The organism is Desulfogranum mediterraneum DSM 13871 (assembly GCF_000429965.1).
In the GTDB taxonomy this organism is placed as follows: Bacteria; Desulfobacterota; Desulfobulbia; order Desulfobulbales; family Desulfobulbaceae; genus Desulfogranum; species Desulfogranum mediterraneum.
On sequence record NZ_AUCW01000004.1, the window covers coordinates 312043 to 326393 of the forward strand.

Annotated in this window: 13 protein-coding genes; 5 read left to right on the forward strand and 8 right to left on the reverse strand. The window is 59.6% G+C overall.

Going from position 1 to position 14351, the window contains the following annotated elements; translation table 11 throughout:
• Positions 1-28 precede the first annotated feature (28 nt).
• Together G494_RS0102930 and G494_RS0102935 are read right to left on the reverse strand one after the other, a co-directional pair.
• On the reverse strand, positions 29-1342 hold the full coding sequence (locus G494_RS0102930) for an inorganic phosphate transporter (RefSeq protein ID WP_028583329.1): 1314 nt from the start codon (positions 1340-1342) through the stop codon (positions 29-31).
• Positions 1343-1412: 70 nt separating this feature from the next.
• Positions 1413-2090, reverse strand: coding sequence for a TIGR00153 family protein (locus G494_RS0102935; RefSeq protein WP_028583330.1), 678 nt, complete (start codon positions 2088-2090; stop codon positions 1413-1415).
• A gap of 508 nt (positions 2091-2598) precedes the next feature.
• On the opposite strand from G494_RS0102935, the gene G494_RS21630 reads away from it, so the two are divergent.
• Positions 2599-4464, forward strand: a complete 1866-nt coding sequence (locus G494_RS21630; RefSeq protein ID WP_153305739.1) for a Na/Pi cotransporter family protein — start codon at positions 2599-2601, stop codon at positions 4462-4464.
• Between the two features lie 81 nt (positions 4465-4545).
• Here G494_RS21630 and der read toward each other — a convergent pair whose 3' ends face one another.
• From der to G494_RS21635, 3 genes are read right to left on the reverse strand one after another with little or no spacing between them, the layout of a single operon-like run.
• Positions 4546-5889 carry a ribosome biogenesis GTPase Der gene (gene der / locus G494_RS0102945; RefSeq protein WP_028583331.1) on the reverse strand — a complete coding sequence of 448 codons (1344 nt, stop codon included), beginning with the start codon at positions 5887-5889 and terminating at the stop codon, positions 4546-4548.
• A complete protein-coding gene (locus G494_RS0102950) occupies positions 5886-6941 on the reverse strand; it encodes an aminoglycoside phosphotransferase family protein (protein ID WP_035245196.1) in 1056 nt (351 codons plus the stop codon). Before G494_RS0102950 ends, der begins: the two co-directional genes overlap by 4 nt.
• The gene (locus G494_RS21635) at positions 6928-7827 is read right to left on the reverse strand and encodes a nucleotidyltransferase family protein (protein WP_051305316.1); all 900 of its coding nucleotides are present in this window, start codon (positions 7825-7827) and stop codon (positions 6928-6930) included. Before G494_RS21635 ends, G494_RS0102950 begins: the two co-directional genes overlap by 14 nt.
• 106 nt (positions 7828-7933) lie before the next feature.
• Here G494_RS21635 and G494_RS0102960 point away from each other — a divergent pair, with 106 nt between their 5' ends.
• The 4 genes from G494_RS0102960 (at position 7934) to G494_RS0102975 (ending at position 12036) form a co-directional block, all read left to right on the forward strand.
• Entirely contained in the window at positions 7934-9508 is a 1575-nt protein-coding gene (locus tag G494_RS0102960) for an imidazole glycerol phosphate synthase HisHF (protein ID WP_028583333.1), read from the forward strand.
• Positions 9509-9890: 382 nt separating this feature from the next.
• Positions 9891-10376, forward strand: a complete 486-nt coding sequence (locus G494_RS0102965) for a hypothetical protein (RefSeq protein ID WP_028583334.1) — start codon at positions 9891-9893, stop codon at positions 10374-10376.
• A 206-nt stretch (positions 10377-10582) separates the two neighbouring features.
• Positions 10583-11035: a universal stress protein gene (locus G494_RS0102970; RefSeq protein ID WP_028583335.1), complete on the forward strand. Its 453-nt coding sequence runs from the start codon at positions 10583-10585 to the stop codon at positions 11033-11035.
• Positions 11035-12036 carry a protein kinase family protein gene (locus tag G494_RS0102975; RefSeq protein WP_051305319.1) on the forward strand — a complete coding sequence of 334 codons (1002 nt, stop codon included), beginning with the start codon at positions 11035-11037 and terminating at the stop codon, positions 12034-12036. The genes G494_RS0102970 and G494_RS0102975 overlap by 1 nt, the downstream gene beginning before the upstream one ends.
• Here G494_RS0102975 and G494_RS0102980 read toward each other — a convergent pair.
• The 3 genes from G494_RS0102980 to fabZ form a co-directional block, all read right to left on the reverse strand.
• Positions 12033-12872: an LpxI family protein gene (locus G494_RS0102980; RefSeq protein ID WP_028583337.1), complete on the reverse strand. Its 840-nt coding sequence runs from the start codon at positions 12870-12872 to the stop codon at positions 12033-12035. The two genes, G494_RS0102975 and G494_RS0102980, sit on opposite strands and share 4 nt — an antisense overlap.
• 141 nt (positions 12873-13013) lie before the next feature.
• Positions 13014-13811 carry an acyl-ACP--UDP-N-acetylglucosamine O-acyltransferase gene (gene lpxA, locus G494_RS0102985; protein WP_028583338.1) on the reverse strand — a complete coding sequence of 266 codons (798 nt, stop codon included), beginning with the start codon at positions 13809-13811 and terminating at the stop codon, positions 13014-13016.
• A gap of 71 nt (positions 13812-13882) precedes the next feature.
• The gene (fabZ, locus tag G494_RS0102990) at positions 13883-14338 is read right to left on the reverse strand and encodes a 3-hydroxyacyl-ACP dehydratase FabZ (RefSeq protein ID WP_035245198.1); all 456 of its coding nucleotides are present in this window, start codon (positions 14336-14338) and stop codon (positions 13883-13885) included.
• Positions 14339-14351 lie beyond the last annotated feature (13 nt).

The window sequence follows — 14351 nt, forward strand, 5'->3', positions numbered from 1 at the left end:
AGACGTTACCTTCGAGTCAGCCCCCATCTCAACCACTCATGATTGCCAGGAGTTTATCGAAGAAGAAGTAGCTTCCTGCCAGGTAAAAGACCACCGACATCAGGGCTGCCGCCGGTACCGTAAACAGCCAGGAACCAAAGATGGAGGTCACCACCCTGGAGTTGACCCCGCCCAGGCCGCGGGCCAGGCCGATTCCCAGAATAGCGCCAACCAGGGTATGGGTGGTGGAGACCGGCAGCGAGAGCCGGGTACAGACAAGCACCGTGGCCGTGGCCGCAATATCGGCAGCCACCCCGCGGGAAGGGGTGATCTCGGTAATCTTGTAGCCCACGGTCTTCATCACCTTGAAGCCATAGGTGGCCAGGCCAAGAACAATCCCGGCGCCGCCCAAGGCGAGAATCCAGACCGGCACCGGTACCTTCATGTCGATGGTCCCGGTCTTGAGGACATGGATGATGGCAGCCAGCGGGCCCACGGAGTTGGCCACATCATTGGCCCCATGGGCAAAGGCCACGGAACAGGAGCTGATGATCACCAGAGGAACAAAGGCCTTTTCCACGGCCTTGATCTGCTCCCCGAGGGGATCGTTATGACGGGCCGCCAGGCGCTTACGGGCAAAGGCCCAGGCGATGGTCGAGGTGAAGAGCGCCACTGCCAACGAGACCCAGACGGCATTTTGCCCGGCCAGCCAGGGAAAATCGCCGATCACATGCTTCAAGCCCTTGTAGATGGTGGCCAGGATCACGACCATGGTCAGGATAAAGACAATCACCGGCAAATGAACCACCGCTGCCTTTACCGGCTTCTCCTTGCCCAGGATAGCCCGGCTGATGTAGGTGAAGAGCAGAAAAGAAACCACCCCACCGGCCACCGGAGAGATAAACCAGGAGGCCACGATCTGGCCCATCTTCGCCCAGTTGACGGCACTCCAACCTGCAGCCACTACCCCGAAGCCGGCCACCGCACCGACGATGGAGTGGGTGGTGGAGACCGGCATGCCCACCAAGGTGGACATGTTAAGCCAGAAGGCGGCCGAGAGCAGGGCCCCGGACATGCCGATGATCAGAATCACCGCCACCTCCTCGGGTGCAACCCCCGGGATGTTGGCCAGCACCGCGGGATCGACAATCCCCTTGCGCACCGTATTGGTCACATGGGCACCGACCAGGACCGCACCGGCAAATTCACAGATACCCGCCGCAATGACCGCCCCACGTACCGAGAGCGCCCCGGAGCCCACGGCATCGGCCATGGAGTTGGCCACATCGTTGGCGCCGATATTCCAGGCCATGTACAGCCCCAAGAGGGCGGTAAAAATAATAACTAGATATGAAAACTCCATTCTACTCTTCCATAAGTCGATAATCCGTTCATAATTACGTACCCCCTATCCCCATACTCCTGCATACAGCTTACGGCTTTGCTATAATCATCTCCAGCAACTCACCCGCCTTCTGTGCCTGGTCGGCAATATCACCGAGAATCTTGACCATCTTCTCGTAAAAGAGGATGTTCAAGGTGGACTCCTTTCCTTCCAGGGCAAAGATTCGCCTGGAGAGACGGCGCGACATCTTGTCACACTTCCACTCCTCGTTGCTGAGCTCCTTGATATACTCCAGCACAGCCCTGGCCTCTGCCCCGCCAAAGGCGGTGCCTGCCAGGTTCTTAAACTCCACCGAGGCGGTCAGGAAGTTGCCGCTTACCTGAAACACCTGGTTGAGAAAATCAAAGAATTCCTCCTGGATATCCGGATGGATTCGGGTATCCCTGAGGGTCAGCACCACGGTGAAATCTTCGGCCAGGTCTGCTATCTGCTCCTGGCGGGAGAGAAAGGCGATCAGCTGACTGCGATCCACCGGCAGAAAGGTCCGCTGGGAGAGGAAGGTCCGGACCTCATCCTTGATGAGATCCGCCTCATGCTCCAGGCGTGACATCTTGGAATGCAAGAGGCGAATGGTGGCATAATCCTCGTTGACCAGGGCCTCCATCAGTGGCCAGAGCATCTCAACGCACTCATGAACCTTCTTGCTGTGTTCGACAATGGGTCCAAAGGGTGAGGTTCCAAACAGATCACCGATGAGACTCTTCATGATTTCCTCCGCTACAAAATTTCAGGCCCTTTGAATATGGCCTGGATAACCCAGCCGGGATAACGGCTTCAAGCCGGCAAGAAGCTAGTCAAGACCAGCTGGAATGTCAATAATTCATCGCGTTTTCCAGGACCTTGCTGTTTTTTCCTCTAAAACTCTGCGAAAACACTGGAGAAGACAGAGAGGATTTTCAGGGCTGAGCTCCCTGGCCTGAAACGATCCGACACCGTGGCAGCAGAGAGGGTGGAGGTTGCTCGCCCTTTCCTCTCTTTTAGGGTATCTTGAAAAAAGAGTATATCTGCCCTTCAAGGTACCCTTAAAAAAAACTGCGTACCGCCAAGCATAAGCCAAACAGTCTGAATAGCGCTGACAGAACCCTCTTTTCTGCCTCGCCGGCTGAAAAGAGGAGAAAAGGTAGCGTCGATCGCCTCGCATCGGCTCCGGAGCAGCGCTCTCTACGCTGGTTGAGCTTGCCGATACCCAGAACCATGAATGAGGATTCCCCCCTTTGAGCACACGATCACCCCTCAACCCCTGCCGTCCTTTTCTGTTGCCCCTGCTCTGGCTGCCGGCACTGCTGTTGCTGTCCGGCCCCGCCCATGCCGCCGCGGCCGGCAGCAAACCCTCCGTCCTGATGATGACGATCAGCCTCATCGGCGGGCTGGCCTTCTTTCTCTACGGCATGGACAAGATGAGCAACGGCCTCAAGCAGACTGCCGGCGAGCAGATGCGCTCCATCCTGGCCACCCTCACCCGCAACACCTTGATCGGTCTGATCGCCGGGGCCGTGGTCACCATGATCATCCAATCCTCCAGCGCCACCATGGTGATGGTGATCAGCTTTGTCCAGTCCCAGTTGATGACCTTTGGCCAATCCCTGGGGGTGATCCTGGGGGCCAACATCGGCACCACGGTCACCGCCCAGCTGGTGGCTTTCAAACTCACCGACATCGCCCTGGTGATGGTCAGCGTCGGCTTTGCCATGCGGATGTTCGCTAAATCCCAGAAGCTCCAATCCCTGGGCGAGGTTCTCCTGGGCTTCGGCATCCTCTTTTACGGGATGAAGGTGATGAGCGATGCCATGAAGCCCCTGCGAAGTTCCCAGGAGTTCATCAACCTGATGAAGGGCCTGGACCAACCGCTGCTGGCCCTGCTGCTGGGCATGCTCTTCACGGCCCTGGTGCAGAGCAGCAGCGCCTCCATCGGAGTGATCATCATCCTGGCCCAGCAGGGGCTGATCACCCTGGAGGCAGGCATCCCCCTGATCCTTGGGGCCAACATCGGCACCTGCGTCACCGCGGTCCTGGCCTCCATCGGCACCGCCAGGGAGGCCAAACGGGTGGCCATGGCCTACGTCTTCTTTGAGGTGGTCGGGGTGGCGGCCTTCCTCTTCTGGATCCCCCAGTTTGCCGCCCTGGTCCGGGAGATCTCCGCCACCACCGGGGCCGGAGCGGCCCGCCAGATCGCCAATGCCCACACCATCTTCAACGTGACTCTGGGAATTATCTTCCTGCCGGTGATCGGGTCGATCGCCAGGCTGATCACCTTCATCTACCCCGATAAGCCCCAGGTACATGGGGTGGTCCCGGTAACCTGGCACCTGGATGAGGCCATGCTTGCCACCCCCTCCCTGGCCATAGAACTGGCCCGGGCCGAGATCGCCCGCATGGCCAAGATCCTCTTTCGGATGCACCGGGCCGCCATCTACCCCTTTGTCTCTGCCAAGCCCCGTCAGGACGCCATCTATCCGCACCTCTCCCTGATTGAGGGTATCGAGATGCGGGAGAAGAAGATTGACTTTCTGGAGAAGCAGACCCGCAACTACCTGCTCAAGCTCAACAGTAAAGAGTTGACCCAGGCCCAGTCTCTGGAAATCTCCACCCTGATCTCTCTGTTGGACACCCTGGAAGGCATCGGCGACATCATCACCAAATTCGTTGTCCCCCTGATCACCAAGAAACAGCAGCTCAGGGAGGATTTTTCCAACGAAGGCAAGCGGGAACTGATCGTCTATCACCGCAAGGTGGGCCAACAGCTCCAGCGGCTGCAGGAGGTGATGACCACCCTCACCTACCCCCTGGCCAAGAAGGTCAAGACCAGAAAGCACCGCTATGCCGAGATGGCCTCAGGCTATCGCCAGGCCCACCTCCAGCGGATGTTTGCCGGCCGGCCGGAGAGCCTGGAAACCCACTCGGTGCACGTGGAGTTGATGGATGCCATCCGGGTAATCGGCATCCATGCCGCCGACATCGCCGATCTCTTGATGGGCTCGGGCATCCTCTCCGGCCAGGAAGCAACTCCAGCCACCGGGAACGCCTCCCCAGAGAAGGCCGACTCCAACGACCTCAACACCACGCCCCCTCCCGCACCCTAAGGCCCTGCCTCCAGGGCCAAGCTACTTACGGCAGGCGGCCGGGGGCGGAGCTGAAGGGTTTTGTTGAAGCGGAAGCCGGTCTTACTTTTTCTTGCGGCCGCTGCGCTCCTTGAAAAAGAGCCGCACCGGTACCAGATCCAGGCCAAGGCCCTCACGAAAACGGTTGGTGAGGTAGCGCTGGTAGGAGAAATGAATCCCCTTGGGTGCGCTGGCCACCACCGCAAAGGTAGGTGGGGCCGTGCCCAACTGGGCGGTATAAAAGAGCTTCAGCCGTCGCCCCCGGTACATGGGCGGCTCATGGTGGCTCACCGCTGCCTCCAGGAGCCGATTGAGGCTGCTGGTGGGAAAGCGCTGGTGAAACTGACGGTGGATCTTACCGATCTCCGGGAAGACCCGCTTGATCCCGTAGCCGGTGAGGGCCGAGACCTTGAAGACCGGGGCAAAGGGGATGAAGTTGGTGGCCATCTCCACCTCGTTCAAGAGCCACTGCTGCCGTTTCTTGTCCCCTGCCAGGAGGTCCCATTTGTTGAGGAGAATGATCAGGGCCTTGCCCTGATCCTGGGTATAGCCGATCACCTTGGTATCCTGCTCGGTGATCCCCTCCTCGGCATCGATAATCACCAGGGCGATGTCGCAACGTCCCAGTGATTTCAAGGCCTTGAGAATAGAAAATTTCTCCAGCTTATCGGTGGTCTTACCCTTACGCCGGATCCCGGCGGTATCGATCAGCAGGTAGTTATGCTGATCCCGGCTGAGCAGGGTGTCCACGGCATCCCTGGTGGTGCCCGAGATATCCGAGACCACCATCCGCTCCTGGCCGATGATGGCATTCACCATGGATGATTTTCCCACATTGGGACGGCCCACAAAGGCGATCCGGATGGTGTTCTCCGGCAGCTGGGGTTCATCGCTCACCGTCGCCTCCAGGTGTTCACAGAGTCCGGCCATCAGGGTCTTGAAGCCATAACCATGATCACCGGACAGGGCCCAGAGCTGCTCAACGCCCAGTTCCCAGAACGGTGCCAGCAGTTCATGCTCGATGTCGGGGCTGTCAATCTTGTTGACGATGAAAAAGACCTCCTTGTCCACCCGGCGGAGCATGTCGACGATCTCCACATCCACCGGGTTCAGGCCCTGGCGACCATCCATCAGGAAGAAGATGATATCCGCCTCTTCGATGGCCAGCATGGCCTGGTGGCGGATGTGATTGGTGATGGTATCATCCTCATCATCGATCCCGCCGGTGTCCACCAGGGTAAAGGGGTGCTCCTCAAAGCTGACCTGGGCATAGTGACGGTCCCGGGTCACCCCGGGGGTCGGATCGACCAGGGCGTTACGCCGCTTGCTGATCCGGTTGAAGAGGGTGGATTTCCCCACATTGGGACGGCCAATCAGGGCCACCAGGGTTTGCGAGCTCGTTGTCATAGTTGTTTCTCAAGTTCGTTGCGACATTGCAGCGCCAGGGCGCGCAGGCCAGGATAAGCGGCAGCCCAGGACCCGGCAAGCAGGGCGAGCAGGGAGCAGAGGGCTGGGTAGAGATAATGCTGAAAAAAAGGTTTTTGGCGAACCCTGCTTAAGAAGGCAAAGGCTCCCAGGATCTGAAGATTACGCTGCAGACCGAGAAGTTGGTACTCCAGTCGAAATTGCTGATGATCATAGCTGAGGTAGCGGTCCAGCTCCTCCAGGTAGATGTTCAAAAGATGCTCAGCCAAGCGCGGCTCCAGGGCGGCATAGGGATCCAACAACAGGGAGGCCAGATCGTAGCCCAGGGGTCCCAGGCGGCCACCCTGGAAATCGATGAAGTGAATCGCCCCATCCCGGACCATGATGTTTCGACTCTGCAGGTCCCGGTGGAGAAAGAAATCTGCAGGGGCTCCGGCTGCCGCCCGGGCCAACTTCCTGAACTCTTCCCAGACCAGGGCCTGATCGACATCCAGGTTAAGATAATCCAGGCAAAAGGCCTGGAGAAAGTAGCCCGACTCACGCTCGAGCATCAGCTCCTGGTCATAACAGGGGGAGTCCCAGCACCAGTCGGTGACAAAGGAGCGGGCACCGTGGACCTGCATCCGAACCAGGGCCCGCACCGTCTGCTCGTAGAGGCCTTCGATCACTGCAGCTCCGCCCCCCTGGCCCGCCCCTCGCAGGAGCAGATCATGGAGCCGGTCATCTCCCAGATCTTCACAGACCACCATCTGGCTCTCTTCGATCAGGCCATAGATCCGGGGAACCGCCACCTGCTGCCGCCGGAGGTGACGGCCGATCCGGTAAAAGGATGCAGCCTCGGCCCGCCCCCCCGCATCCTCCCCTGCAGGCAGGACACAGAGCAGGGGAGGCTCTGCCCCCTGCACCCGCAGAAAGGTCCGGGTGGAACCATCGGGCAAAAGGGAGACCAGCTCCACCTCCTGCGCCGGCCAGGCCTGGCCCAGCAGTTGGCCGAGCTGGGCCAGGATCGATGGGTGATGCTCAACAGGGGACATGGGATGCCTCCTCTGCCTGTGCCATGACAATGGTATCTTTCAACACCCTACCCGCTGCAACCACCCCGTTCTCCCAGACCACGGTCCGCTCCAGGCGGGCACCGGCACCGATCCGGGCACCGGCACCGATGGCGCCCCACTGGGAGAGAAGGACGCCCTCCCCCAGCTGAACATCTGCGGCCAGGTGCCAGGCTTGCTCTCGACCGGCACTGCCCTGCCCGCTGAGCAGGTCGGCGTGGAGGGCCAGGTAGTCGGCCGGGGTGCCGATGTCTCGCCAGAAACAGCCGTCCACCCGGTGGGCAGCCACCCGTCCCTCCTGGGCGAGCTCCTGATAGAGGTCGATGATATGAAAGAAGCCCTGCTCCGGAATCAGGCGGAGAATATGGGGGTCGACCACATGCACCCCGGTGAAGGCACGGCTGCCAGCCGGCTCCGGTCCAACGGTGAAACTGCGGATCCACCCCTGGTCCACGCTCAGCGAGTTGAACCTGGGATAGTCATGGATCGCCATGGTCACCTCCCCCGGGCCCTGACAGTGGGCCGCATAGAGCGCCGCAAGATCCAGGTCATGGTAGATATCACCGTTCATCACCAAGACCGGCTCATCGGCCAGCCAGGCCATGGCCAGACGCAGACTGCCCCCGGTGCCGAGGATCTCCGCCTCCCGCTGGAGCAGGACATCGCTGAAGGGGGCCACGGCCTCTTCCACCTGGTCGGCCAGATGGTGACAGTTGACCACGATGGAGCTGCAGCCGGCTGCGCGGAGCATGTCCAGCAGGATCAGGAGCAACGGCCGATTGAGCACCGGAAACAGCGGTTTGGGCCTAAAGGAGCTGTAGGGCGCCAGCCGGGTGCCGAACCCTGCTGCAAGAAGTATCGCCTGCATAATCCTAGGGAAGAGAAATGATCTTGACTTGTGGCGCAAACCACTCTAAGTTTTTCTCTTTGTACATTTTTCAACCATCCCTTGCAATATTTTGACATAAAAAACAATGATTACTCTACTCGATTATGGTGCCGGCAATGTCCGTTCGGTCATCAACGCCATTGAATCCCTGGGCGAAACCGTCATCTCGGTGGACAGCGGGGCAGCCATCGACCAGGCCGAGCGGTTGGTCTTCCCCGGGGTAGGCAACTTCGGCGCCATGATGCAGATCCTCCAGCAGAAAGAGCTGGTGGAGCCCCTGCTCCGCTACCTCCACTCGGGCAAGCCCTTTTTCGGGATCTGTGTCGCCCTCCAGGCCCTCTACGAATACAGTGAAGAGGCCCCGGACCAACCGGGTCTGGGCTTGCTGCCGGGAACGGTCCAGCGCTTCAAGGTCAGCGAGGCGGTCCCCCATATCGGCTGGAACGGCATCCGGGCCCATCAGCCCTCGCCGCTCTTCAACGGCCTGGACGGTAAGGAGAAGTTCTACTTTGTCCACTCCTTTCATGCGGCGCCTGCCTCCGATGCCTACACCCTGACCAGCACCGATTACGGCTACTCCTTTGTCAGCGCCATCCAGAAGGATAATGTCATTGCCACCCAGTTTCACCCGGAGAAAAGCGGCCGTGCCGGCCTGCAGGTCCTGGAAAACTTCCTGGCAGGTGACCGCCAGCCGGTCACCCTCCGCCATGGAGGCCCGACCACCAAGCTGGCCAAACGGGTCATAGCCTGTCTGGATGTGCGCTCCAATGACCAGGGAGACCTGGTGGTGACCAAGGGCGACCAGTACGACGTCCGCGAAGAGGGCAGCGTCCGCAACCTGGGCAAACCGGTGCAGCTGGCCCAGGACTACTACCAACAGGGAGCCGACGAGATCACCTTCCTCAACATCACCGGCTTTCGGGACTTTCCCCTCCAGGATATGCCCATGATCAAGGTCTTGAAAGAGACCTCCAAGAAGGTCTTTGTCCCCCTGACCATCGGCGGCGGCATCCGCGACTTTACCGACTGCAACGGCCACCACTACTCTGCCCTGGAGGTGGCGGCAGCCTACTTCCGCTCCGGCGCAGACAAGATCTCCATCGGCTCTGATGCGGTCCTGATCGCCGAGGATGTTCTGGCCCGGGGCAGCGGTTCAGGGCTCAGCTCCATCGAGCAGATCTCCAAGGTCTACGGCAACCAGGCCGTGGTCATCTCCGTTGATCCGCGCCGGGTCTACGTCCACCAGCCCGAGGAGGTCAGCCATCGGGTCATTTCCACCACCATCCCCGGCCCTGAAGGGCAGGGCTACTGCTGGTACCAGTGTACCATCAAGGGCGGCCGCGAGGGACGTGAGCTGGACGCCATTACCCTGGCCCAGGTCTGCGAGCAACTCGGTGCCGGCGAGATCCTGCTCAACTGCATCGATCGTGACGGTACCAACTCCGGCTTTGACCTGGAACTGATCAACGCGGTCCGAGGGGCGGTCTCGATCCCGGTGATCGCCTCCAGCGGGGCCGGCAACAGCGAACATTTCCTCCAGGTCTTTACCCAGACCAGGGCAGAGGCTGCCCTGGCTGCGGGCATTTTCCACCGCAAGGAGGTGCCCATCGACCAGGTGAAGCGCTATCTCAGCGACAAGGTGGAGATCCGTCCCACCTGAGAGCCCCCCCCTTTACCGTCCGGGAGGAGCAGGATCGATCTGCTCCTTCCGGACGACTCGACCACTCCCCTGGCAGGCCTGCCTCCACCACCCCCATCGCCCGCTCACCCCAATCCCCCTGCTCTCTCAAGAGGGTATCAGGCAGAGATCATCGCTTCTTTGGCCGGCAAAGATCGGAAAAAATGAGGCATTGCTATTTACTCCAAAAATAGCGCGATATATAATCATCACAAAGCCCGTTGCCCAAAGTAACGCATTGCACCTCTTTTTAGGGGTAGCAACGCCATCACCGTTCGCCCCTTGCCAGGGCTGGGGCAAACGCAGGATTCAAGAACGATCCATCACAGAAAGCAGAGAGCCGTCACCATGGGGAGAAACTAAGATGCTGTCCACCCTGATCACCCTTGGCTGTATCCTTCTGATCGTGATAGCCATCCTGCTGAGCCTGGCAGCATTCTTCTTTTCGCCGGGCTTCACCACCCGGCTGCGCCGCCTGCGAGGTTCAGACAACAGCCCGCCTTCAGGGGGTATTGCCGGCCAAGGTGACAAGCGCCGCAGCAGCCGGATAGCGGTGAGCCCCTTGAGCGTCAACGTCACCGATGGCTGTATCTTCTGTGTGGCCCTCCTGGATAACATCTCCTCAAAGGGGGTCTGCCTGAAAGAACTGCCCAACCGGCTCTACAGAGACACCGAGATCCTGACCCTCTTCTCCCATGATCAGGGCCAGATCCCCTTACTCCACGTTCAGCCTCGCTGGCAATCCCAGGGGAGCAACGGCAAAAAAATCGGCGCCTCCATCATCAACCCCGGCGCAGCCTGGGAGAGCTTCTGTGCGTCCATGCAAGAGGACTCCGGGCTTGTCAGTTAACAGGCTCGGAGAGCCCCGAGACGCACAGCCTTATAAACAAAAAGCAAGCAGGGAGGCAGAGGAGGAAGCTGAGCCGGATCGGCCACAGCTGAGCCCCGGAGGCGCCCCTTAAACCATCAGGGACGGCAGACAGCACTCCCATCACTAAGCATCATTCATCAGGAGGGTCAATACCGCCCTACGGTTCAAAATCCTTGAGGTGCCCTATGGACTGGAAACGGATCATCATCGCCATCGACAACTCGCCCGTATCCGTGAATGCGGTCAAGTATGTGGCCAGTATTGCCGGCAACCTGAGCGGGGTCAACATCTGCCTGCTCCATATCTACCCGGTTCCGCCCCCTGACTATTACCGCCAGGGCGACACCCTCCAGCACTACCGGCAACGGCAGGAGGAGGCGGCGGCCTCCTATTTGGCCGAGGCCACCGATAAGCTGCAGCAGGCAGGGGTGCCTGCCGAGGCCATTGACAGTCGCTGCCTGATGGCCGAAGATACCACCATCAGCCAGGCCATCCTCCGCCTTCAACAGGAGGAGCGTTACGGCACCATCGTGGTGGGCAAACGGGGCATCTCCAAGTCCGAGGAGTTCCTCTTCGGCTCGATCTCCAGCGCCCTGATTCACCACGCCAAGGACACGGCCGTCTGGGTGGTGGGCTGATGAAGAACTACGCCGCCCCTGACAGCCTGCCCCCGGAGATCCGGGAAAGGCTCGCAGCTCACCGGGTCAGCCGCAGCCTGCGCAGACCATCACGGGTCTTCATCGACACCACGGACTTCTCCTCCATCGACTATGGCGACATCATCCGGATTGAAGACCGCTATTTCCTGATCACCGCCTACACCAAGGAGGGCCGCTTCGGGGTCGACGAACAGATCAAGCCCTGGGTTCCCAGGGTGGAGGAACTGGCCTCGGGCAACAAATATATCATCAAGCTGGTCTTCTACGAGACCTTTGAGATCCGCCTGGGCCACTACCTGATCACCTATTACCGTACCCCGGAGAAGGAGGCCAGTATCCTGGAACAGATGAGCGGCCATCCCCACTTCATGCAGGGGGAAGCACTCCTGGACAGTGCCGACAACCTGGTCCGGGTGCTGGTCCCCATCAACGGCACCCGCCTGGATAAGTATATCCACCGCCAGCGCTGCAGCCATGAGGAGTACTTCTTCACCCTGCTGCCCTCGGTGCTGCGCCGTTACCTCAAGGCGGTTGAGGCCATTGGCCTGCTCCACGCCAAGGGCTTCCGCCACGGTGATATCCGCAGGGATCATATCTTTGTGGAGCGAAGCAGCGGGATCTTTTCCTGGATTGATTTTGACTATGATTTTTATCTGCCGGAACGACCCTTTGCCCTGGATATCTATGAACTGGGCAACATCCTGCTCTATCTCATCGGCCGCGGCAACTATCATCCCCGCGAGATCGCGGACAGTCCTGAACTGGGCAGCGCAGCCTTAAACAGCCTGGAAGAGAGCGACCTCTCCCTGCTCTCCCAAAACAGGGTGGTCAACCTCAAGAAGCTCTTTCCCTATATCCCGGAAAAGCTCAACACCATCCTGCTCCATTTTTCCACGGCAAGCAACGTCTTTTACGAAAGCGCAGAAGAGCTCCACACCGACCTGGCCGCAGCTGTGGAGGATTTTGACCAGATTCCTTAAAAGGGGCCAGGTTGGGGCAGCCCGTTTTCGTCCTCCTTCAGGCCCACCACCACAACTCCGGCCGCATCGGCGGCCCGGATCATGGCCGCCCTGTCAAAGAGCAGCGACTGGCCGGCCTCCACCGCCAGGACCGCGCCCTTGACCTCTTCCAGGGTGGTGATGGTCCGCTCACCGGTGGCCGGCAGATCAAAGCGAAAATCCTGGTTCGGTTTTTTCAGTTTGACCACCACGGCTCCGGAACCGGCCAGGGTACCGCCGCGGCGGATGGCCGCATCCGTGCCTTCGATGGCCTCCACCGCCAGCACGGTACGATCGCGGACCACCACACACTGGCCGATATCCAGCTTGCCGATCTCCCGGGCAATGGACCAGCCAAAGCGGATGTCCTCCAGCTGTTCAGGGCTGGGTTGTCTCCTGGTCAGGACCCCATGGGGGAAGAAGAGGTGCTCCAGGTAGCAGGTAGAGGCGATCACCGTGATCCCCTCCTCTTCCAGGGTCTGGGCCACGGCCCTGAGGATGGCGTCATCCAGGCGCCGGTCGATCTTGTTCCAGAGGGTCAAGCCCTTGAAGTCCGGCAAGACATCCTTGAAGATCCTGGTCTTGGTGATGGTTCCGGCAAAGACCGTCTCCGTCACCCCCTGCTTGCGGAAAAACTTGATGATCTTTCCCAGCTGTCCCAGCTTGATCCAACAGGTCACATCGGCCTGCTGTTCCAGGGTAGGTTCGGTCTCGTTGACATGGGCAACGGCAACCACCCGACGTCCCTGTTTTTTCGCTGCTTCGGCGAAGAGGAGGGGAAACTGCCCCCCCCCTGCAATAAGCCCTATGGCTGACATATATCTTGTATTCTTAAAGGAAAAGGCGATCTCGTCTCTGTCGATCAAGGTACCTTGCCGGACAGAGACGCTCTTGAAGAGTGCGTTTCTTTGCTGAGCCCCACTCTTCAAGACAGCCTAAGAGTAGCCGCGCCGAAGGCCTCAGCCATCGATGGTCCGCTTGACCACACCGCGCTTGCTGGATTGGAAGAAGTCCACCATCTGCTCCACCTCGGCGCAGTCTGCCAGCTCTTCCTGGATCTTGGCCAGGGCATCCTTGAGGAGCAGCTGGGGAGAACGAAAGAGCAGCTTAAAGGCCTGATCCAGTTTCTTGATGGTCTCCCGCTGCATTCCGGCCCGGCGCAGGCCGATCTTGTTGATCCCGGCGATCCGCATCTGATTACGGGTCCCCTCCATGATCACATAGGGCGGCACATCCAGGCTGATCCCTGACATCCCGCCGATATAGGTGTACTGGCCCACCCGACAGAACTGATGGATCGCCACCAGGCCACCCAGGTTGGCATGGCTGCCGATCTCGACATGGCCGGCCAGGGTCGCCACATTGGCCATGATCACGTGATCGCCGATGGTGCAGTCGTGGGCGATATGGCTGTAGGCCATGATCATGTTGTGGTTGCCGATAAAGGTCCGTTTCCTCCCCATGACGGTTCCCCGGTGAATGGAGACATACTCACGGATCTGGTTATCATCACCGATGATCAGCTCCGTGGCCTCACCGTTATAGTGCATGTCCTGGGGAGGGGCACCGATGGAGGTGAACGAACCGATGGTATTGCGGGCCCCGATGGTGGTCTGCCCGGAAACAACGGCATGGGCACAGACCCGGGTATCGGGTCCGATATTGACCGGGCCGTCGATAATGACATAGGGATCAATGCAAGCCGAGCTGTCCACACTGGCCTGGGGATCGACCACTGCTGTGGCATGTATACTCATAAATTATCCTATAAAAAGAACAGGGACCTCTTCCCGGCGGCATCTTGCCGGGAAGAGGCTCCGGTCAACACTCAGGCAAAGGTTGCCATCATCTCCGCCTCGGCGACCAGTTCGTCGTCCACATAGGCACGACCTGCCATCTTGGTGAGCCGAGGCTTGTATTTAATCATCTCCAGCTTGAAGATCAGCTGATCGCCGGGCCGGACAATCTTGCGGAAGCGCACCTTGTCCAGGCCGGCAAAGTAGACCAGCTTCTCACCGATCATCTTGGGGTCGGAGAGGTAGGCCAGGATCCCGCCTGTCTGGGCCATGCCCTCCAGGATAAGGACCCCGGGCATCACCGGTTCTCCGGGGAAATGACCCTGGAAATAGGGTTCTCCCATGGAGACGTTCTTCAGGCCGGTCACCCGTTCCTTCATCTCAAATTCGATGATCCGGTCCACCAGGATAAAGGGATACCTGTGGGGTAAAAGATCGAGAATGCCTTTAATGTCAATGGGGAGTTGGATCTCCTGTTCTGTACTCATTCCGCTGTTCTCC

Coding starts and splice junctions, on each gene's coding strand:
- der (WP_028583331.1), bottom strand. CDS start 5,889: ATGACAACGAGCTCGCAAACCCTGGTGGCCCTGATTGGCCGTCCCAAT.
- G494_RS21635 (WP_051305316.1), bottom strand. CDS start 7,827: ATGCAGGCGATACTTCTTGCAGCAGGGTTCGGCACCCGGCTGGCGCCC.
- G494_RS0102960 (WP_028583333.1), top strand. CDS start 7,934: ATGATTACTCTACTCGATTATGGTGCCGGCAATGTCCGTTCGGTCATC.
- G494_RS0102930 (WP_028583329.1), bottom strand. CDS start 1,342: ATGGAGTTTTCATATCTAGTTATTATTTTTACCGCCCTCTTGGGGCTG.
- G494_RS0102970 (WP_028583335.1), top strand. CDS start 10,583: ATGGACTGGAAACGGATCATCATCGCCATCGACAACTCGCCCGTATCC.
- G494_RS0102975 (WP_051305319.1), top strand. CDS start 11,035: ATGAAGAACTACGCCGCCCCTGACAGCCTGCCCCCGGAGATCCGGGAA.
- lpxA (WP_028583338.1), bottom strand. CDS start 13,811: ATGAGTATACATGCCACAGCAGTGGTCGATCCCCAGGCCAGTGTGGAC.
- G494_RS0102935 (WP_028583330.1), bottom strand. CDS start 2,090: ATGAAGAGTCTCATCGGTGATCTGTTTGGAACCTCACCCTTTGGACCC.
- G494_RS0102965 (WP_028583334.1), top strand. CDS start 9,891: ATGCTGTCCACCCTGATCACCCTTGGCTGTATCCTTCTGATCGTGATA.
- G494_RS0102950 (WP_035245196.1), bottom strand. CDS start 6,941: ATGTCCCCTGTTGAGCATCACCCATCGATCCTGGCCCAGCTCGGCCAA.
- G494_RS0102980 (WP_028583337.1), bottom strand. CDS start 12,872: ATGTCAGCCATAGGGCTTATTGCAGGGGGGGGGCAGTTTCCCCTCCTC.
- fabZ (WP_035245198.1), bottom strand. CDS start 14,338: ATGAGTACAGAACAGGAGATCCAACTCCCCATTGACATTAAAGGCATT.